This is a genomic window from Pseudoalteromonas sp. DL2-H2.2 (assembly GCF_021532535.1).
GTDB classification, from domain to species: domain Bacteria; phylum Pseudomonadota; class Gammaproteobacteria; order Enterobacterales; family Alteromonadaceae; genus Pseudoalteromonas; species Pseudoalteromonas rubra_A.
This window is the reverse complement of record NZ_JAKGBD010000002.1, coordinates 140897-159972: the sequence shown is the minus strand read 5'-3', so window position 1 is coordinate 159972 and position 19076 is coordinate 140897. Positions and strand designations below refer to the sequence as shown.

The 19076-nt window shown below is 48.4% G+C and carries 17 protein-coding genes and 12 tRNA genes; 2 read left to right on the top strand and 27 right to left on the bottom strand.

From position 1 onward, the window contains the following. Positions 1-98: 98 nt before the first annotated feature. Both L1285_RS03400 and L1285_RS03395 read right to left on the bottom strand, forming a co-directional pair. Entirely contained in the window at positions 99-920 is an 822-nt protein-coding gene (locus L1285_RS03400) for a hypothetical protein (RefSeq protein WP_235410977.1), read from the bottom strand. Beyond that, a complete protein-coding gene (locus L1285_RS03395) occupies positions 917-3631 on the bottom strand; it encodes a DUF637 domain-containing protein (protein ID WP_235410976.1) in 2715 nt (904 codons plus the stop codon). The genes L1285_RS03400 and L1285_RS03395 overlap by 4 nt, the downstream gene beginning before the upstream one ends. A 105-nt stretch (positions 3632-3736) precedes the next feature. Here L1285_RS03395 and L1285_RS03390 point away from each other — a divergent pair, with 105 nt between their 5' ends. Further along, positions 3737-3862, top strand: coding sequence for an SDR family oxidoreductase (locus L1285_RS03390; protein WP_442960475.1), 126 nt, complete (start codon positions 3737-3739; stop codon positions 3860-3862). On the opposite strand, the gene L1285_RS03385 is transcribed toward L1285_RS03390, so the two are convergent. From L1285_RS03385 to miaB, 7 genes are all read right to left on the bottom strand, one after another. Further along, positions 3811-4356 carry a GNAT family N-acetyltransferase gene (locus tag L1285_RS03385; RefSeq protein WP_235410975.1) on the bottom strand — a complete coding sequence of 182 codons (546 nt, stop codon included), beginning with the start codon at positions 4354-4356 and terminating at the stop codon, positions 3811-3813. The two genes, L1285_RS03390 and L1285_RS03385, sit on opposite strands and share 52 nt — an antisense overlap. Next, complete coding sequence (locus L1285_RS03380; protein WP_235410974.1) at positions 4340-4606, bottom strand: helix-turn-helix domain-containing protein; 267 nt, start codon at positions 4604-4606, stop codon at positions 4340-4342. The genes L1285_RS03385 and L1285_RS03380 overlap by 17 nt, the downstream gene beginning before the upstream one ends. Positions 4607-4924: 318 nt before the next feature. Further along, positions 4925-6505: an apolipoprotein N-acyltransferase gene (gene lnt / locus L1285_RS03375; protein ID WP_235410973.1), complete on the bottom strand. Its 1581-nt coding sequence runs from the start codon at positions 6503-6505 to the stop codon at positions 4925-4927. Beyond that, the gene (gene corC, locus L1285_RS03370) at positions 6483-7361 is read right to left on the bottom strand and encodes a CNNM family magnesium/cobalt transport protein CorC (RefSeq protein WP_054017264.1); all 879 of its coding nucleotides are present in this window, start codon (positions 7359-7361) and stop codon (positions 6483-6485) included. The genes lnt and corC overlap by 23 nt, the downstream gene beginning before the upstream one ends. A gap of 22 nt (positions 7362-7383) precedes the next feature. Further along, entirely contained in the window at positions 7384-7842 is a 459-nt protein-coding gene (gene ybeY, locus L1285_RS03365; protein ID WP_046002926.1) for an rRNA maturation RNase YbeY, read from the bottom strand. Then, positions 7842-8924 carry a PhoH family protein gene (locus tag L1285_RS03360; protein ID WP_054017263.1) on the bottom strand — a complete coding sequence of 361 codons (1083 nt, stop codon included), beginning with the start codon at positions 8922-8924 and terminating at the stop codon, positions 7842-7844. The genes ybeY and L1285_RS03360 overlap by 1 nt, the downstream gene beginning before the upstream one ends. Before the next feature lie 53 nt (positions 8925-8977). Then, positions 8978-10411 (bottom strand): tRNA (N6-isopentenyl adenosine(37)-C2)-methylthiotransferase MiaB, encoded by a 1434-nt coding sequence (miaB, locus tag L1285_RS03355; RefSeq protein WP_054017262.1) that lies wholly within the window; start codon positions 10409-10411, stop codon positions 8978-8980. A gap of 326 nt (positions 10412-10737) precedes the next feature. On the opposite strand from miaB, the gene L1285_RS03350 reads away from it, so the two are divergent. Next, entirely contained in the window at positions 10738-11901 is a 1164-nt protein-coding gene (locus tag L1285_RS03350) for an FAD-dependent oxidoreductase (protein ID WP_235410972.1), read from the top strand. 128 nt (positions 11902-12029) lie between these two features. Here the strand turns inward: L1285_RS03350 and L1285_RS03345 are convergent. From L1285_RS03345 to lolB, 18 genes are all read right to left on the bottom strand, one after another. Further along, a tRNA-Leu gene (locus tag L1285_RS03345) sits at positions 12030-12114 on the bottom strand. A 220-nt stretch (positions 12115-12334) separates the two neighbouring features. Continuing rightward, positions 12335-12419 (bottom strand) — tRNA-Leu (locus L1285_RS03340). 37 nt (positions 12420-12456) lie between these two features. After that, positions 12457-12531: transfer RNA gene (locus L1285_RS03335), tRNA-Gln, on the bottom strand. Positions 12532-12764: 233 nt separating this feature from the next. Next, a tRNA-Leu gene (locus L1285_RS03330) sits at positions 12765-12849 on the bottom strand. 27 nt (positions 12850-12876) lie between these two features. Beyond that, positions 12877-12951: transfer RNA gene (locus L1285_RS03325), tRNA-Gln, on the bottom strand. A gap of 42 nt (positions 12952-12993) precedes the next feature. Next, positions 12994-13078, bottom strand: a tRNA-Leu gene (locus L1285_RS03320). 27 nt (positions 13079-13105) lie between these two features. Beyond that, a tRNA-Gln gene (locus L1285_RS03315) sits at positions 13106-13180 on the bottom strand. Between the two features lie 42 nt (positions 13181-13222). After that, positions 13223-13307 (bottom strand) — tRNA-Leu (locus L1285_RS03310). Positions 13308-13311: 4 nt separating this feature from the next. Further along, a tRNA-Met gene (locus L1285_RS03305) sits at positions 13312-13388 on the bottom strand. A 2-nt stretch (positions 13389-13390) separates the two neighbouring features. Continuing rightward, positions 13391-13465: transfer RNA gene (locus tag L1285_RS03300), tRNA-Gln, on the bottom strand. Between the two features lie 34 nt (positions 13466-13499). Further along, positions 13500-13584, bottom strand: a tRNA-Leu gene (locus L1285_RS03295). A 124-nt stretch (positions 13585-13708) separates the two neighbouring features. Further along, positions 13709-13785: transfer RNA gene (locus L1285_RS03290), tRNA-Met, on the bottom strand. Positions 13786-14030: 245 nt separating this feature from the next. Then, the gene (gene ychF, locus L1285_RS03285) at positions 14031-15122 is read right to left on the bottom strand and encodes a redox-regulated ATPase YchF (protein ID WP_046006618.1); all 1092 of its coding nucleotides are present in this window, start codon (positions 15120-15122) and stop codon (positions 14031-14033) included. A 58-nt stretch (positions 15123-15180) separates the two neighbouring features. Beyond that, positions 15181-15765, bottom strand: a complete 585-nt coding sequence (pth, locus tag L1285_RS03280; RefSeq protein ID WP_046006617.1) for an aminoacyl-tRNA hydrolase — start codon at positions 15763-15765, stop codon at positions 15181-15183. A 19-nt stretch (positions 15766-15784) separates the two neighbouring features. Next, complete coding sequence (locus L1285_RS03275; protein WP_235410971.1) at positions 15785-16393, bottom strand: 50S ribosomal protein L25/general stress protein Ctc; 609 nt, start codon at positions 16391-16393, stop codon at positions 15785-15787. A gap of 199 nt (positions 16394-16592) precedes the next feature. Beyond that, positions 16593-17540: a ribose-phosphate pyrophosphokinase gene (locus tag L1285_RS03270; protein ID WP_010386544.1), complete on the bottom strand. Its 948-nt coding sequence runs from the start codon at positions 17538-17540 to the stop codon at positions 16593-16595. 78 nt (positions 17541-17618) lie between these two features. Continuing rightward, entirely contained in the window at positions 17619-18476 is an 858-nt protein-coding gene (ispE, locus tag L1285_RS03265; protein WP_235410970.1) for a 4-(cytidine 5'-diphospho)-2-C-methyl-D-erythritol kinase, read from the bottom strand. Further along, positions 18473-19060 carry a lipoprotein insertase outer membrane protein LolB gene (gene lolB / locus L1285_RS03260; protein WP_235410969.1) on the bottom strand — a complete coding sequence of 196 codons (588 nt, stop codon included), beginning with the start codon at positions 19058-19060 and terminating at the stop codon, positions 18473-18475. The genes ispE and lolB overlap by 4 nt, the downstream gene beginning before the upstream one ends. Between the last annotated feature and the right edge of the window lie 16 nt (positions 19061-19076).

Here is a 19076-nt window from a genome sequence, read left to right as displayed (position 1 = left end):
TGTTTATGCGGTTTGGTATCATGCCTGTAGCGCGACTTCTTCGTTAAAGCCCTGTACGGCAAACGTGATTGGGCTCTGATGAACAAGTTACAGCTGCACTAACGCACCGGGGGCTGAAACTGGCTGAGCAGTTTAAACTCCGGGTCGTCGGTGTGAGGGGATTGACCAAACAGCAGCTTTCTGAGTTTAATTTGCAGCTCACGTTGCTCTCCCACATCGCTGTCAAAAGGCTTATGGTACGCCCTGATATGAGTGACATTACCCAACTCAGTGACTTCCAGCCAGTCCACGTCATACAGGGCCTGTTTATCCAGCCCGACATGCTTGAAGAAATGTTGACCTAACCACATTTCAGACGACACGCCCTCAATATAGCCAGGTTTAAACCGCCAGTGGCCGGGATTAACCCGGGTATCAACGACCATTTCATCTATTGGTGGTGGCTTTCCGTTGCTGATTTTAGGGAGGTGAGCATGGTTCCAACCTTCGCTCTCATGGTACCTGATATCATCCATATTTTGTTGAATATCATAGTCTTCTTGCATTACCCGAACCATAAGAAGACCTGGATGCTGTAAGACAGATCGCCACCAAAGTTCACGTTGCTTAATTAATTCATCAAAACCCCATATTAAAAGCTGATCAAAATCCCAGTCGCTCATAGGCATAAAAGACAAGCCATGGCTAAAACTTTTAACATTTTGTGGATGATCAATCGAAAAAGTTTGAGGTCTAGTACCTACTTTATCTTTACTCTTTACAAAGTTTTCGATCTTGATGGTCCGGCAGGTGTCAATATTAATCAGCCTGGTTAACCCCTCGATGTTCATCAATGCCCGGCTAAAATCGGCCAGCTCCCAGAGCGTTAAGGCTCTGGGGAACTGGTTGGGCAAAAAGCTGATATTTAGTTTTAAGCTCATTGACCGGAAAACTCCTTAATAATAACTTTAATACCTTTGTCTCGACCTATTTGAATTAGTTTTTGAGCATCCCTATACCCACCCGGCTGTACTCGAATGTCCAACGTTCGGTTTGCATTAGGTATGGGGTTGCCACTGCTGCCGATGATACCACGCTTCGATAAATCGTCTATATGTGCTGCTGTGCGTTGTTCCCAACCAGACCCATTGGTATTAATAGACTTCAGGCTGACCACTTCATCGCCGCGATGAAAGTCAATCAGCGGGAAGTTTTGGCCTTTAACCTCAACATAGTCCCCTAGCTTATCATCCCATACCTCATACTCATCCGTATTGCCCCATCCATGCGCTTTATACTCGTTTTTGAATACTGAGTCTTGTATCTGCCTGCCTCGCTGGATAGGCTTAACTCCCGGTGCCCAGACATCATCGACTTTATGGAAGTCGCCGTATTTTCTGGGGGAGTTTACTTTAACTTGTTTGCCATCACTGCCAATGTAAAAGTAGCCGCCGGAGCTGCGCTGGAAAATGGGGAAGCCATTTTCTGAGGTGTACCCTGAGTCTGTGAAAATACCGCCACCGGGCCCTTTGAATGTGCCATCGGGTAGCTTCTCATAGTTTTCCGGGAAGTTGTGTCTGTCGTTATCCACTTCCGGACCGGGGTTTGTTTTACGGCCCTGACCTTGTCCAGGCTTGTAGTCTTTCAGATTACCTTCGGTCATCCGATTGTAAATCGCAGCTGCCTCATCCAGAGCATCATCAGGCAGCAGTCCACTGTCGCGCGCTTTTTTGATGAGTACACCAAAAGTGGCCGACGCGGTTTTACCGACCACAATCTCAACGCCCAGGTTCGTCGCAGCCCTCAGCAGAATTTGGTTTCTTTCAGCGTCGTCTTTGGCATTTTTAAGCTCAACGCCCAGCTCCGCGATAGACTCAACCGTCTGATAAAGCTCGTAGGCTTTATACAGGCCATAGCCAATTTGCAGTACAAACCAGAATGCATTGTTCTGCGCGGCATTTTCACCGGCATCTGCGGCAATGTTCACCTCGCCACCGGCAATAAAGGCAGACAGACCGGCCCCAAGTTTGGCCAGGTCGACCCCCTGAGCTTTGATACGTTGAAGCGCTTCAAACTGCTCAACCACTGACGTTGAATTAATGAGCTTGAGTTTTTCACTCGGGGTGAGGTTATCAAAGTTATTGATATCCAGGCCCAGCGCTTCGAGTTCCTGATCCAGCGCAGCTTTTTTACCGTCGTAATCCTGCTGCGAATTGAATGAATCAGCAATGACCTCGCCAATAACCGCACCACCTGCACCGGATGCACAGGCAACTCCTGAGCCTTCGCTGTCACTGACTTCTGCCGTAGCTGCCCCAATAGCACACCCCAAGGCGGCATGAGACAAATAGCGAACAGCCTGGTTTATTTCGCCATTTTCAACCAGATCACCAATTTCCTTGGCCATGCCTTCACCAAGGCTGCTAATTGCATGGGTTTTAAGATTATCGATAAAATCTTGTTTAAAACCATCAAAACTCCCACCATTAATAGCTGCTGATATACCTGCACGAACGGTGGCTGTAACGATGGCTTCTGTGGCCTGATTACCGATGGAAATGATTGTGTCTGAACTTAAAAATTGCGCATTAGGGTCAACTTTCCCGAACAGCTGCAGATCATCCAGGCCGTTCAGAACACCCGCAGTTGCCATAGAAATAGCAAGAGAGCGTAAGCCTTCACTGGAATAGATTTTCTTCATCGCGCCATCGAGGCCTTCACCATTGGCGATACTGGTTGCAGCCTGAGTGGCCAGAGTTACTGCACCGGCCTGCATGGCGGGGGCGCTAATAAAACCAAACGAGCCGATTGAGCCACCGGAACCGATGAGTTCAGCAAAACCAGGCCCCATCGCCACAGATACCGCAATGGCTATAATGGCCATGGCCGCGGGGCTGAGGGTGCTTTTCTTTTCATGCTTGTGAATTTCAACCAGCTTTTTATAAGCAAGGTCGATGTTCCCCGCAAACTCCGGATCGTTATGCAGGTCTGACATCCAGCTTAGGCTTTCATCACCGCTAAATGCGTTCAATGTATCCTGGAGTGTCTCTCCTTCATACTGCCCCAGCTCCAGCGTAATACCATGGGTGGCATTGACCTTAACCCCGCCGATAATCTGGTTGTATACCGCTGTATCGACCGTATCCTGTTTGGTTTCGGTCTTGATTTTCCAGGTGCCTTTTTTGACCTTGTTGTAGAAGTAATGGTCCTGCTCTGTGGCCAGCAGCAGGTTTACCCGGCCGTTGCGGGCATCAATACTGGTGCCGGTGCCTGAGGTTATTTGTGTGGCCTTTAAGGTAATATCACCAAACTCCGAGGCAATTCGAATGCCTTTACCGGCCTCCAGCGCTGAGCGGATCGCCATGGTCTGGAACTCTTGCTCTTCTTCTGTGGTTTTACCCCACTTGCCACTTTTGCTGCTCTGAGATTCATTGAACTCGTTCAGAATATACACACCCTGACCCGCCAGAATATCAATCACGCCCTGATCGGCATGCAGCTCTGCGGCTTTAAGCTCAATCGCACCAGAGGCCATCAGGTAAATGCTGTCGTTGGCGGAGAGTTTGGTGGTCAGGTGTTCAATTTCACTGCTTGTGTGGTCGTATTTGCCAACAGGCGCGTTGTTCACGTAGCTGGTTTGCTGAGAGAGCATGTAATTTGGGGAGACACCCACCGCAAACTGGCGTACAGGGTGTACCTTCGGTACGCCGCAACGATTTAGCGTGGGTGTCCTCGGTTCTCCGTCCTCGCTTCACACCTGCCACTGCAAATAGACGGTAAACCTGAAGAAGTCGCTAGTGCCATCGCCTGTTTGCTCAGTGAGCAGGCAAGCTATGCCACCGGTACTTTTATTGATTTAGCGGGGGGAAGTAGCTTAAAATAATAGCTGGTGGCATACAAAGTACCTTGTTGATCACTAACAAAGTGTGGGATCTCTGCGCTTTTGGTAAAGCCAACGGCCTGATAAAACTGTTCCGACTTATCACCACTTTGCGTATCCAACACTAAGAGCCTAATGCCCAGCTGACTGGCATAGGTTTCAAGGTGATGCATCAGTGATTGGGCAATGCCCTGACGCTGATAATCCGGATGTACGATCAGCTTTTCGACTTCTGCACGATGCTGGCCATTTTGTTTTTGGCAAGGTACTAGTTGCACCGAGGCAACCAACTGTTGGTTGAGGTAAGCGCCCAGTAAGAGGCGTTTTTTCTCCGTGAGCTCAGTGTTGACCTGAGACCAGTAGTCGGCCACGTCTGCGTCACAGAGTGGGTGGTAGAACCCAAGAGACGCGCCCTGAGCAACACAGGCTTGCAATTGCCAGGCAAGCGCTTGCTGCTCCACAGTGAGCTGTGCCAGAGGTTCAATTATGAGTGGCATAGTTCTCCTTTTGTATACAAGCCAGTTCTTCGCGGATCTGACGAAGTTGAGATTCGAGTTGCTGTTTTTGCTGTAAAAGCTGCGAATAGTGTGACTGAGTACGGGCCTGATTACCCCGAAGTGCCCTGTAAAGCGTTCGCTGGGATAAGGCAAACTGACTGGCTGCCTCATGAATGGTCAGTTGCTGGCTTTGTACCATATGCACTGCACGCAGCACACTGGGGTGCGTAGAAGAGAGTTTGGCGGCCATTTTAGCTTTCCTCACTATTAAACTGTTGGTCCCGCAGTGGCCATACACTGCAGTCTATTCGCCAGATCAGACTTAGGGTATCGATAAATGTATGGAGCATGTTTTCATTCCTTCCGAGTTGATATCGATTAGTAAGGAAGAACTATGCCAAAAATATAATTCAAATATTTTCAATATCTTAATAAAAGTGAAGGCATGATGAGCGTGATGGTGCACTTTACTAAAGCAAAAAGCTCACAAACATGGTGCAGTATTTGAGGGGGGATTCAGTGTGTAAAGGTTAGCTGGAAACCTCTTTGCTCAAAGCGTGACTATTTTTTACAAATAGTCACGCTCAACCCGGTATTTAAATCTGGTTAATCCTTTTTCGAGCATGACCAGCGTGGTCAAAAGTACCAACACTATCCAGATCCATGTGTTTCCATGCTGGCTATACCAGCTGTTTCCGCTCATCAGTTTTACGTCCAATAACATCGTTTCTTCAACAAACTGAGGGAGTGTATGCTGAGTCTGGCTGAGAGGATCATAAATCCCACTGATCCCATTATTGGTTACTCTGATCAGAGGGCGTTGTAGCTCCAGCGCACGCATGCGCGCTATTTGCATATGCTGATGCGGGCCGTGCGAGTCACCAAACCAGGCGTCGTTGCTCACGGTAAAGAGCATATCCGACTCGCTGCTGTAATTGTTTCTCACCAGTTCGCTGAAGGCAATTTCGTAGCAGATAGCAGGTAAAATATGCAGCCCGTTGGCAATCAGATTCGGCTGGTGCGCTTCGCCTCGCGAGAAGGATGACATAGCCAGGTTGAATAACGGTGCAATCGGTCGCAACCACTTCTCGAATGGGACAAACTCTCCGATGGGCAGCAACTGGTGCTTCTGATAACGGTTGGGATGTAAGTAGCGATAGTGACCTTGCTCATCCTCTGCATGCTGTTTACCAACCACAATCAAAGTGTTATAGACATTGCGGGTATCAAATTGATAATCCGGAATGCCGGTAATGAGTGCGCTTTGATTAAACGCGGCGGCTTTATCCAGATTGTGCAAAAAGTCGAATGCTAAGTCTTCCAGCTCTGGGATAGCGGCTTCCGGCCAGACAACTAAGTCGGCCTGCTGCCACAATGGGCGGGTCATATCCTGATATTTAGACATAGTCGGCCAGAACTGCTCAGGCTCCCAGCGCAGACTTTGCTGAATATTGCCCTGAACCAGCAAGGTTCGGGTTTGTTCGCCGTTATAGTGCACTGGGTTATCCGCTAGGCGTGTAAACAGGATGAGCGCCAGCACAGGCAGCAGGGCAATCATGGTCAGCTGATAGCGCCTTTGCCAGAGCAGGTAGTACAGCAGCGCACCAAGTAACACGCACACCAGGGTCAGGCCAAACTCGCCAATCCAGGGAGCAAGCATGTTAAGTGGTGCGTCGGTCTGGCTATAGCCAAAGCTCAGCCACGGAAACCCGGTCAGTAAGGTGCCACGCAGGTATTCAAATACCGCAAACCCACTGAGCAGCAGCGCAATGCGTTGCCAGGGTTTATCCGAAAAACGTGTTGCCAGCGCAAAGGCCAGCGCAGGGTAAATCGCCAGATAGGCGCAGAGCAGGCCCATTAACAGCAGTGAGGCCGGTAAAGGCAACCCCCCGAACTGAGCAATGGAAACATGTACCCAGCTTATTCCGGCTGCAAACCAGCCAAAGCCAAATAAAAAGCCATATTTAGCGGCGTGTCGGGTAGTGGGCTGATCTGTGACAAAACACGCTACTGCGAGCGCTACAAAAGTCAGGGGCCAGAGGCCAAACGGGGCATAACTAAAGGTCAGTGAGGCACCGCTAAGCAGTGCCAGCCACGCAAACTTATCTTTTAGTAAGGTGGTGAGTTTATTCGAAAACGTCTTCAACATGTTCAGCTTTTGGCATGGTCACCTGTAACTGCAAAATACGGCGATTGTCCGAGTTGGTAACCTTGAACTGCAATGGTGCAATATCAATGGTTTCGCCCCGGCTTGGCATATGGCCAAAAGCATGCAAGATGATCCCGCCTATGGTGTCTGCTTCTTGCGTGTCATATTCCGTTTTAAAGAAATCGTTGAATTCATCCAATGGGGTCAGCGCCTGAACGTTGAACACGTGTTTAGAGAGCTGGCGAATGGCCTGCTGTTCGTCTTCATTGTCGTGTTCATCTTCGATTTCACCTACGATGGTTTCCAGAATATCTTCGATGGTTACCAGGCCCGAAACACCGCCGTACTCATCGATGACAATGGCCATGTGATAGCGTTTTTGACGAAACTCATTGAGCAGTGCGTCAACACGTTTACTTTCTGGCACCACAACGGCAGGTCGCAAGTATTCACGGATGGTTGGCAGTTCACTGTCGCGCTGAACAATCAGCGGTAGCAGATCTTTGGCCAGTAAAATGCCTTCGACATGATCTTTGTCTTCGCAAATGACTGGAAAGCGCGAATGGCTGGATTCAACCATAGCGGGTAACTGCGACTCCAGGTCCTGATCAATATCCAGCGTCACCATTTGTGAGCGCGGGATCATGATGTCACGGACTTTCAGTTCAGAGACACTGAGTACGCCTTCCATCATGTCTTTGGTTTCAGGGTCGATCAGGGCTCGTTCCTGAGCGTCGGCAATTACTTCTACCAACTCTTCTTTATTTTGGGGTTCCCCTTGCAGCATCTGAGTGATGCGTCCCAGCCAGGTCTTGCTCGAAGAACCCTGACTACTTTGCGAGTTTTCGTCGCTCATTGCGGTGTGTTACTCCAGTCGGTTAAACGTCATCTCGATATGGGTCAGCAATGCCCAGATCGGCTAAGAATTCTTTTTCAAGACTTTCCATTTCATCGGCGTCCTGTTCATTTATATGGTCAAAGCCCAACAAATGCAAGCACCCGTGTACCACCATATGGGCAAAATGATCATGGAAAGTTTTTTCCTGTTCTTCGGCCTCACGAAAAACCACCTGAGGACAAATAATTAGGTCGCCAACTAAAGGCAGCTCAATCCCAGGCGGCGCTTCAAAAGGAAAAGACAGCACATTGGTTGGCTTGTCTTTGCCACGGTACTGGCTGTTCAGTTCCTGGCTTTCTGCTTCGTCTGCAATTCGTATGGTGACCTCGGCCTCTTCCTTATACGCAAGGAGTGCTTTTTCGGCCCACAACTGAAATTGTTCAGCAGAGGGCAGGTTGGCGAAGTCACTGGCAATCTGTAGATCTACCTCAAGCGACATTATGAGCGCTCCTCGTCGTTGGCGTTTGGCTGTGTATCAGCCGGCGCGGTATTGGCCTGTGCCTGTAATCTTGCCTGCTGTTTGTTAAACTTTTCCTTTCGCTCGGCTTCTTCTTTTTTCTCATAGGCCTCAACAATGCGTGCCACCACAGGGTGACGCACTACATCATGAGACTTGAAGAAGTTAAACGAAATCTCGTCTACCTCACCCAACACATCAATGGCATGGCGCAGACCAGAGCGCGCTCCGCGTGGTAAATCCACCTGAGTGATGTCACCGGTGATCACCGCTTTGGAATTAAAGCCAATCCGGGTCAGGAACATTTTCATCTGCTCTGTGGTGGTGTTCTGGCTTTCATCCAGAATAATAAAGGCGTCGTTCAGCGTTCGCCCACGCATGTAGGCCAGCGGAGCAACCTCTATCACGTTCTTTTCGATCAGGCGCTCAACCTTTTCAAAGCCCAGCATTTCGAACAGAGCGTCGTAAAGTGGGCGCAAATATGGGTCTATCTTTTGCGTTAGGTCACCGGGTAAGAAACCGAGTTTTTCGCCAGCTTCAACAGCCGGACGAGTCAGCAGAATACGACGAATTTCCTGACGCTCAAGGGCATCTACCGCCGCGGCTACCGCCAGATAGGTTTTACCTGTGCCCGCCGGACCAATTCCAAAGCAGATGTCATGGGTCAGAATATTGGCCACATACTGGCTCTGGTTGGGGTTACGAGGCTTAACCACACCACGACGTGTTTTGATAAACACTTCTTTTTCCCACACATCCGGGGCTTCCTGCTCCAGGCAGTTCGCTTCGGTGATAGCCAGGTGAACCTGATCCGGTTCGATATCCGCAAATTTACCGCGCACAGGCTGGGTTTCGACATACAGAGATTTTAAGATGTCGACGGCGGCTTTTGCCACAACCGGCTGGCCGGTGACTTTAAACCAGTTATCTCTGTGGGTAATTTCTATGCCCAGACGACGTTCGATTTGCTTCAGGTTGTCATCAAAAGGCCCGCATAAAGAAGATAGGCGGTGATTGTCGGAGGGTTCCAGATAAAATTCGATATTCTTGACTTGGTTACTCAAAACAACTTCCTAATAACAAGACGCCAGCATCAGCTGGCGTCGAAATTCCAAGACTAAGGCGTAAAGGTCGCTACACCCAGTTCGTTGGCTTCAGGTTCTGCCGGGGCACGATTTAAGATATCAGATGGCGCCACATCACGGCGTAAGTCCATCTCAGCTTCGGTCCTTAACAGCTCACCACGTAGCGAGTTCGGCAGTGCTTCTGTGATACGTACATCAACGAACTGACCGATCACTGAATGAGGGCCTTCAAAGTTCACCACTCGGTTGTTCTCGGTACGGCCACGTAATTCCATCGGATTCTTTTTCGACGGACCTTCGACCAGAATACGCTGCTCAGTGCCATGCATTTTGCGGCTGATATCCTGCGCCATTTGATTAATGCGGTTTTGTAGCAAGTACAAACGCTCTTTCTTTTCCTGTTCGGTAACATCGTCAGGCAGGTCAGACGCTGGCGTACCCGGACGCGCTGAATAGATAAAGCTGAAGCTCATATCAAAACCAATGTCGTTGATCAGATTCATGGTCGCTTCGAAGTCAGCTTTGCTTTCGCCCGGGAAGCCAATAATAAAGTCAGAACTCATGCTCAGGTTCGGACGGATCTTGCGCAGCTTGCGGATAGTCGACTTGTACTCAAGCGCCGTGTGGCCACGCTTCATCAGGTTCAGAATACGGTCTGAGCCACTTTGAACCGGCAAGTGCAGGTGATCAACCAGCTCAGGTACGTCTGCATATGCGTCGATGATGTCCGGTGTAAACTCAACCGGGTGTGAAGTGGTGTAACGAATGCGGTCGATGCCATCAATGGCCGCCACAAAGCGTAGCAGATCAGAGAAATAGCAAATTTCGCCATCGTGCATTTCGCCGCGATAGGCATTTACGTTCTGACCCAACAGGTTTACTTCACGCACACCTTGCTCTGCCAGCTGAGCAACTTCAAGTAAAACATCATCAAGCGGACGGCTTACTTCTTCACCACGAGTATAAGGTACAACGCAGAAAGTACAGTATTTAGAGCAGCCTTCCATAATGGATACGAACGCACTTGGGCCTTCCGCTTTTGGCTCTGGCAGGCGGTCAAACTTCTCGATTTCCGGGAATGAAATATCGACCACAGAGCCTTGCTTGCTCTGTACTTGTTTGATCATCTCTGGCAGACGGTGCAAAGTTTGCGGGCCAAATACGATATCAACAAAAGGCGCGCGTTGACGAATGGTATCGCCTTCCTGAGACGCCACACAGCCACCGACGCCAATCACCAGATCCGGGTTGTCGTCTTTAAGTAGCTTCCAGCGACCCAGTTGGTGGAATACTTTTTCCTGTGCTTTTTCACGAATTGAACAGGTATTGAGTAGGATCACATCCGCTTGCTCAGCTTCTTCTGTTAGCTGATAGCCGTTGGTGGAGTCAAGCAGATCCGCCATTTTCTGGGAGTCATACTCGTTCATCTGACAGCCCCAGGTTTTGATATGCAACTTTTTACTCATTGAAATAATGCCTCGTTTTCAACTCGGTGAATAGCACGGTGTGCGACGCTAAAACAACTAATATCACTAAGCCGACCCGCTCATCACCTGTTCCAGTACAGAGCATAACCTGTATCTTTGCCAGGATCTTGCGTGAAATTAGTTTAAAGGACGCGTATTTTATATGACCTAATGACACTAGCCAAGTATAGTTTTTAACTTTAGAAACCAAGATCAAGGCATCTTGTATTTGCTCGGCTACACTATGCAGGGCTGTGAACCTTTCACAGCGAATTGGGTTACAATAGCAGGATATGACTTAGCAAGCAGAACTAAGGAAAAAGGGTATGAAAAACAAAGTGCTGATAGTAGGCGGTGGCATGGTTGGCGCAGCAGCCGCCGTCAAGCTCGCGCAGCAAGGCCTGACAGTCACTGTGCTCGAAACGCATCCATTGGATGCCATGCAGGCTTTAATGGACGAGACCATAGATATTCGAGTCTCAGCCATTAATCGCTTTTCAGAAGCTTTGCTGGATGAACTCCAGGCAATGCCGTTGCTGCGCAATGCCAGACTGGCACCGTATCAGCAGCTCGAGGCATATGAGCAGGAAAATAACAGCCTGCTATTTGATTGCGAGGAGCTGGCTGCAACGCATTTAGGCCACATTGTTGAAAACCGCCTGATTCAGGCCAGTTTATGGGCACAGTTCGAACGCCTTGGTATTCAGGTCGAACAGGTTTCTGGTACGCCGCAGGCAATCAAGCAAAATACTGATTCGGTTGAGTTGATTTACTCGGAGCAAAGTTATCAGGCCGATTTACTCTTAGCAGCTGACGGCGGACGCTCGGTGGTACGCAAACTGGCTGGCATTGGGGTGACCGGTTGGCAATATCAGCAGCATTGTATGGGTGTGCTGATCAAACTGGATGCGCCACAGCAGGTAAAAACCTGGCAGCAGTTTAAGCCGTCCGGGCCGATTGCCTTTTTGCCCATGCAATATCCGTATGCCAATCTTATTTGGTATCACCATGGTAATGAGCTGGCGCAGATGAAGACGTTATCGAATGCGCAGTTAAAGCAGGAGATACAAAATCACTTTTTTGATTTACCCGGTGAGTTCGAGGTTTTACAAAGCGCGGTATTTCCACTGGCCAGACAACATGCCAATCAATACCATCAGGGGCGTGTCGTCCTGATTGGCGATTCAGCACATACCATCAATCCACTAGCAGGGCAGGGCGTTAATTTAGGGTTCAAAGATGTGGCTGCGCTGGCAAGCGCACTGGAAGGCGCTGAGGACATTGGTAACGCCGCCTTGCTGCGTCGCTATGAGCAGAGCCGTCGTAACGATAACCTGATGATGATGAGCATGATGGACGCCTGCTACTTTGGCTTCTCTAATGAAATTGCACCTTTAAGGCATTTACGCAACCTGGTGTTAAAAGTGGCTAATCATGCCGGTCCAATTAAACGTGAAGTATTGAAACATGCAATGGGTGGCGTCGTTTAGACGTCATTCATGACAGTAATAACAGATAGCAAAGTAATAAAACTAAATGGAAATTATAGTGAAAATGGAAAAGTAATTAGGGTGTTTCAGAGGAATAAAAATTGAATTTTGGATGAATTAGAACTAAATGGTGCGGAAGGAGAGACTTGAACTCTCACAACCGAAGTTACAGAAACCTGAATCCTGCGCGTCTACCAATTCCGCCACTTCCGCATCGTATATTTAGTTTATCAATGAAAAAGAAACATGAATCCTGCGTCTCATTCGAAAACAGCCAATTCCGCGACTTTTGCATCGTATATTTAGTTCATCAATGAAAAGGAAACCTGAATCCTGCGTCTTGCTTGACGACAGCCAATTCTGCAGCTTTCTCATCGTATATTTGATTTTTAAAAAGAAGAAAAGTTCTAAGATTTTAAGACAAGAGTTAAAATGGTGCGGAAAGAGAGACTTGAACTCTCACAACCGAAGTTACAGAAACCTGAATCCTGCGCGTCTACCAATTCCGCCACTTCCGCATCGTATATTTAACTGTATTTCCATCTCGTGAAGAGATGGCTGGAGTACCAGGATTTGAACCTGGGAATGGCGGGATCAAAACCCGCTGCCTTACCGCTTGGCGATACTCCAGCAATAATCCAAATCTAAATACTTTCTCAAGATTTGAAACTGGGGGATGGATGAATGAGGGATCAAAACCTCTCTCTTCTGTCCTTACCGCTTATCCATTATGGGGCGATACTCCAGCAATAATTCAAATCTTGAATCCAGATAAATCTAAGAGATAATATCCTTCTTCTTAACGCTTGATACTACAGAAATAAAAAGCGTAATCAAGAGTTTTAGTTCTAACTTGAAGAACATGGTGCGGAAGGAGAGACTTGAACTCTCACATCCGAAGATACTGGAACCTAAATCCAGCGCGTCTACCAATTCCGCCACTTCCGCATCAAATTGTATCTCTTAAAGAAGAGATGGCTGGAGTACCAGGATTTGAACCTGGGAATGGCGGGATCAAAACCCGCTGCCTTACCGCTTGGCGATACTCCAACAAAGGTATTCAAAGTTGTTTCAGTTCAAACTTCAAGAACATGGTGCGGAAGGAGAGACTTGAACTCTCACATCCGAAGATACTGGAACCTAAATCCAGCGCGTCTACCAATTCCGCCACTTCCGCATCAAATTTTATCTCTCAAAAAAGAGATGGCTGGAGTACCAGGATTTGAACCTGGGAATGGCGGGATCAAAACCCGCTGCCTTACCGCTTGGCGATACTCCAACAAAGGTATTAAAAGTTGTTTCAGTTCAAACTTCAAGAACATGGTGCGGAAGGAGAGACTTGAACTCTCACATCCGAAGATACTGGAACCTAAATCCAGCGCGTCTACCAATTCCGCCACTTCCGCAACGTGGTGGCTATGCCCTGATTTGAACAGGGGACCCCATCATTATGAGTGATGTGCTCTAACCAGCTGAGCTACATAGCCAATGGCTGGAGTACCAGGATTTGAACCTGGGAATGGCGGGATCAAAACCCGCTGCCTTACCGCTTGGCGATACTCCAACGAAATCGATTGTTTTAGTTCTTATCGAGAACATGGTGCGGAAGGAGAGACTTGAACTCTCACATCCGAAGATACTGGAACCTAAATCCAGCGCGTCTACCAATTCCGCCACTTCCGCACATCTTTTGCTTCTATATTGGAACCTAAATCCAGCGTCTATTTCTAGACATCTGGCCAATTCCGCCACTTCCGCATTTATTTGCAATTCAACTATACAATGAGTTTTGGTAGTAATTAAAGCGTGGTGGCTATGCCCTGATTTGAACAGGGGACCCCATCATTATGAGTGATGTGCTCTAACCAGCTGAGCTACATAGCCATCTCTTTAATTTCTCATCATCGCTGATGCGGGGCGTATTATGCGTATATGCCCGTATGTCGTCAACACCTTTTTTGCAAAAAAATACCTAACACAGTTTGTTTGCAGATAAATTAAGCGAAGCGGGCTGTTTTTAATGCAATTCAGCCAATAATTCCTCATACAGTGTAAGAGAAAGACAAAAAAAGCGCCATCAGGCGCTTTTTGTCAGACCAATAAACTTGGTGCATATTGAATGCAGTTACTTAGACATTGAACAAGAAGTTCATCACATCGCCGTCTTTAACGATGTAATCTTTACCTTCCTGGCGCATTTTACCTGCGTCTTTCGCACCGCTTTCACCTTGGTATTCAATGTAGTCATTAAAACCTATGGTTTGTGCACGAATAAAGCCACGCTCAAAGTCGGTGTGGATCTTACCCGCTGCCTGTGGCGCAGTCGCACCAACAGGAATAGTCCATGCGCGCACTTCTTTAACACCTGCCGTAAAGTAGGTTTGTAGTTTCAGTAGCTCGTAACCGCCACGGATCACCAGGTTAAGCCCTGGCTCTTCCAGACCAAGGTCAGCCATGAATTCAAGCTTGTCTTCTTCTTCTAGTTCAGACAGTTCAGATTCAATTGCAGCACAGACCGGGATCACAACGGCTTCTTCCGCTGCGGCAATCTCACGTACCTGGTCTAAGAATGGGTTATTTTCGAAACCATCTTCAGTCACGTTTGCGATGTACATGGTCGGCTTAATCGTTAAGAAGTTAAGCGGCTTAATCGCAGCCAGTTCTTCTTTTGTCAGCTCCAGTGAACGCAGTGTTAACCCTTCATCCAGGTGTGCTTTGACCTTTTCCAGTACTTCGTTTTGGAATTTAGCGTCTTTATCGCCACCTTTGGCTTTTTTAGCGTTACGTTGTGCTGCGCGATCGGCCGCTTCCATATCTGCTAAAACCAGCTCAGTGTTGATAACATCAATATCGTCTGCCGGGTTTACCTGGCCAGATACGTGGACGATGTTTTCGTCTTCAAAGCAGCGAACAACATGACCAATGGCATCTGTTTCGCGAATGTTTGCTAAGAATTGGTTACCCAGGCCTTCACCTTTAGATGCGCCCTTTACCAGGCCTGCGATATCAACAAACTCCATCGTGGTTGCGATGGTTTTTTGTGGATTCACAATCGCAGCCAATTGGTCCAGACGCTGATCCGGAACGGCAACTACGCCGGTGTTTGGCTCGATAGTACAAAAAGGGAAGTTCGCGGCTTCGATGCCCGCTTTGGTTAATGCATTGAATAGGGTTGACTTACCTACGTTAGGCAGGCCAACAATGCCACATTTAAAACCCATAGTTTAAAACCTTTAGTTTGCCATCAATCACAGCTGTAACGGGACGGGAGCGTCGGTGTTACGGCTTAAAAGAATGTAGTCTATTTTGTGCTTTTAACACACCGTCTTTGGCCAGAATTTCCATACAACGCACGGCTTCATCTACCACTGCATCGATTTTTTCCTGATCTGCCTGAGGGGCTTTGCCCAGCACCCAACCTGTTACTTTGTCTCTGTGTCCAGGGTGGCCAATACCTATACGCAGGCGCATAAACTCTTTGTTATTGCCCAGCTTGGCGATTATGTCTTTGAGACCATTGTGCCCACCGTGACCGCCGCCTTTTTTGATTTTGGCGACACCAGGTTCCATATCCATCTCATCATGCGCAACCAGGATCTGCTCTGGCGGGATCTTGTAAAAGTTTGCCAGGCTACCTACGGCTTTACCGCTTAGGTTCATAAAGGTGGTTGGGATCAGTAGCTTAAATTCCTGATTGTTCAGGATAAGCTTGCCACTAAGGCCATGGTGTTTTGAGTCAGGTTTGAGGGGGACGTTGTAGCGCTTGGCCAGTTCTTCGATAAACCAGGCACCGGCATTGTGACGGGTGTTTGCGTATTCGGGGCCTGGATTAGCCAGGCCCACTAGCATTTGAATAGTATTCAAGGTGCTAACACCTTAGAAATTATTCAGCAGCTTCTTCAGCTGTTTCTTCAGCAGCGCCGCCTTTAGGTGCGTTTACAGTTACAACCGCTTGGTCGTGGTCTGCACCTTTAGCTAGCTCAACAGAAGCTACACCAGCTGGAAGAGTGATGTCTGAAAGGTGTACAGTTGCGCCAACTTCGATAGCTGCTACGTCAACTTCTACGAACTCAGGAAGCTGAGCTGGCAGACACGTGATTTCGATTTCAGTTACGTGGTGAGCAACAGTGTTGCCGCCTTTAGTTGCTGCTTCTTCGTTCAGGAAGTGAACAGGCACTTTAGTGTGAAGCTTTTGAGAAGCGTCAACGCGTTGGAAGTCAAGGTGAGTTACCTTAGGCTTGTACGGGTGACGTTGGATGTCTTTCAGGATAGCTTCAACAGACTCACCACCGATGTTCAGAGTCAGGATGTGCGTGTAGAAACCTTCGTCTTCTTGCATCTGGATAACTTTGTTGTGGTCCAGAGTAAGCGAAACAGCGTCTTTGCCTGCACCGTAAAGGATAGCAGGAACTTTTTCTTCGCGACGTAGGCGGCGGCTCGCACCAGTACCCAGAGTTTCGCGTACTTCAGCGTTTAATACGTATTGTGACATGAGTGTCTCCAATTATTTTAGTTAATACTTCGAAGGGCTCGCGACCAAGCACTTCGGTAAATCACTGTACTCGCCTTGGTTGTATCCAAAGCAAGCCCAGTAAAAAGGCGCGCTAATATACCACTAACCAGCAGCCTTGCAAACCTTTGGATATAAAAAAAGCACCCTAAGGTGCTTTTTCTCTGCCAGTGAACACGGGTTAGTGTTCAAACATCGCAGAGATAGACTCTTCGTTGCTGATGCGGCGAATGGTTTCAGCCAGCATATCAGCCAGTGTCAGTACTTTGATCTTATCAACAGACTTTAGCTCGTCCGACAGCGTAATTGAGTCAGTGACAATCACTTCGTCTATCACTGAGTTGCGCAGGTTTTCTGCGGCATTACCAGACAGAACCGGGTGCGTTGCATAAGCAAATACGCGCTTAGCACCGTGCTCTTTCAGTGCAGCAGCGGCTTTACACAGCGTACCACCGGTATCAATCATATCGTCGACGATGATACAGTCACGGCCTTCCACGTCACCAATGATGTGCATGACCTGAGAAACGTTAGCCTGTGGGCGACGTTTGTCGATGATAGCCAGGTCTTTGTCATCCAGCAGTTTGGCGATTGCACGCGCACGTACGACACCACCAATATCTGGCGACACGACCACAACATCGTCAAAATCGCGCTCTTTCATGTCTTCAAGCAGCACAGGGCTACCAAACACATTGTCTACAGGCACATCGAAGAAGCCCTGGATCTGTTCAGCGTGCAGGTCTACCGTCAAAACGCGGTCAACACCAACGCTTGATAAGAAGTCCGCAACAACTTTTGCAGTGATTGGCACACGCGCAGAACGTACACGACGATCCTGACGGGCATAGCCGAAGTATGGAATAACGGCGGTAATACGACCTGCAGAAGCACGACGTAAAGCATCCACCATCACAATGAGTTCCATCAGGTTGTCATTGGTTGGTGCACAAGTGGATTGGACGATGAATACATCAGAACCACGAACATTTTCATTGATTTGAACGCTGATCTCGCCGTCGCTAAAACGGCCTACAACGGCATCACCTAATTCGATAAACAAACGTTTTGCAACTTTTTGAGCTAGCTCAGGTGTTGCGTTACCAGCGAAGAGCTTCATGTCGGGCACGGTAGGGTTCCTCAGGCACTGTAATATATATTTTGCAATGACGGCGTCTGTGACAGTGTCAAAACAGGCTAACTTAAACTATTTTACTTCATCTTTACGCCATGCAGCCAGTTGCCGGTGGGCAATTGACTCGCTTGCGCTTTGGGTAACAAAGCCGGTCCAGTGAGACGGGAGTTGTTCGAGTACACGCTGTGCCGCCTGTGCTGAATCAAATTCTGCAAAGCAGCATCCTCCGGTTCCCGTCATTCTGGACGGCGCATATTTTAGCAACCAGCTCAGGGTTTTTTCAACCTCGGGGTAGAGCTTTTTGACTAATGCCTGACAGTCGTTGTGTGTCTGGTCAATGGTCCAGCCCTCAGATAATTTCGGGGTATTTCGCGGCAGCTCTGGGTGTGTGAATACTTCCACAGTACCAACATGGACATTGGGGAAGACCACCAGATAGTGTTTTGTTGCCAGAGTATAGGGGCTCAACTCCTCTCCAACCCCTTGCGCCAGCGCTGTTTTCCCACGCACAAAGACGGGGACATCCGCACCGAGTGATAATCCGATATCTGCAAGCTGGTCAAGTGACAAGTCACATTGCCACAATGTGTTTAAGGCAAGCAAGGTGGTTGCGGCGTCTGATGAACCGCCCCCCACGCCGCCGCCCATAGGCAGTTTCTTAACCAGCTGAACATGGGCACCGAATGGTGATTGTTTATAGGGCCTGAGCGCTTCGGCAGCACGGTAAATCAAATTCTCTTGCAACGGAATGCCAGCGACATCGCCCCCGATCTCCACAATATCCTGCTTGATAAGCGAGAAAGTGAGTTCATCGCCATACTCCAGCATAGTGAACAGGGTTTCCAGTTCATGGTAGCCATCCGCACGACGGCCATTGATGTGCAAAAACAGGTTCAGTTTGGCCGGGGCCGTTAATGTCAGTGTCTTCATAAAGTCTCAAAGTGCCAGTTGCTGATACGGATCTTAATGGTGATGTCTTTGTGCGTCAGCGTTAGCCGGGTTGGCAATGTCAGTCCGTTAACGCGTTGATAGGTTTGGTAAGCAACCTGCCAGCGCAGGCCTTGCTCGTCTTGCCAGGTGGCCTGAGTTAATTGTTGTTTATCATTATACTGATTGCCAGGCGCGTCTATGTTACCCGTTAACCATTGAGGGGCCTGCGAAACAGGCAGTTGCCAGCCGCTCAGGCGGTACACCAAATCGCCGCTGTCTTCACTGGTGTAAGTGTTATCTTCGAGCGTCAGTACACTGTGCTGATCGAATTCTTGCAACTTGAGGACCTGAGTCCCGATAAAGGTATTGAGTGTCAGGGTTTGCTTTTGTTCACGATATTGCCAGTTAAAGTTGGCAGACTGACGCTCTTCGGGAGAGATAAATGCCAGCTTACCTGTGGCCCGCCAGTTGTTATATTTTTCGGGACGATTTTGCTGTGCATGCTCGTCAGGGGGCGTAATACGCTGCGCACACCCGCCCAGAAACAATAAAAACATGAGCAAAATCAAATGAAACTGTTTCAAACTGAGTTCCTTACTT